At 77.6% G+C, this 548-nt stretch carries 1 pseudogene; it reads left to right on the top strand.

From position 1 onward, the window contains the following. Positions 1-306 (top strand): annotated as a pseudogene (locus tag KUM32_RS36650) (DNA methyltransferase); the annotation flags it as partial. Between the last annotated feature and the right edge of the window lie 242 nt (positions 307-548).

Below are 548 nucleotides of genomic sequence, written 5' to 3'. Positions count from 1 at the left end.
TTGGAGAGCTGGTTCGAGCGGCGCGCCACGCCCGGCCCGGCCGGCACCCTGGACGCCATCGGACCGCGCGACTGGCCCCAGGAGTGGACGTCTGACCTGCTGGAGTTGATCACGGTCCTCACCCTGCTGGCCGAACTGCGCGAGCCGGCCGGGCAACTGCGTAAGGAGCTGGCCGACGGGCCGCTGATCGCGGCGGGCGAGCTGGCCGACGCGGGCGTGCTGCCGGTTCCGGACGCCGCCCGACGGCCCGCGTCGGTCCTGGACCACCACGAGGAGGGACCAGAGGGCCAGTTCGCGCTGCTGTGAGGCCGCGTCGCGCCGGCGGCGCCGGCACCCGGGACGCCGGAGGCGGGCCAGCGGGAACACAAGGCCGCCTGGCACGTACCGGGGCCACCTGGCGGAGGGCACTTACCGCGCGGGCGCGGCCGGCACAGCGTGAGGCCGACGGATCGGCGGCCGACCGGCGCGACGGGCGCGGGCGAAGGAGGCGGCTCGGGTGGCCTGAGCGGAACCACCGGGCGGGGCGACGGCTGGGGTCGGCCGGGGCC

It is taken from the genome of Streptomyces sp. AC627_RSS907, assembly GCF_019049165.1.
The sequence above is the reverse complement of the archived record's forward strand: the minus strand, read 5'-3'. Positions and strand labels throughout refer to the sequence as shown.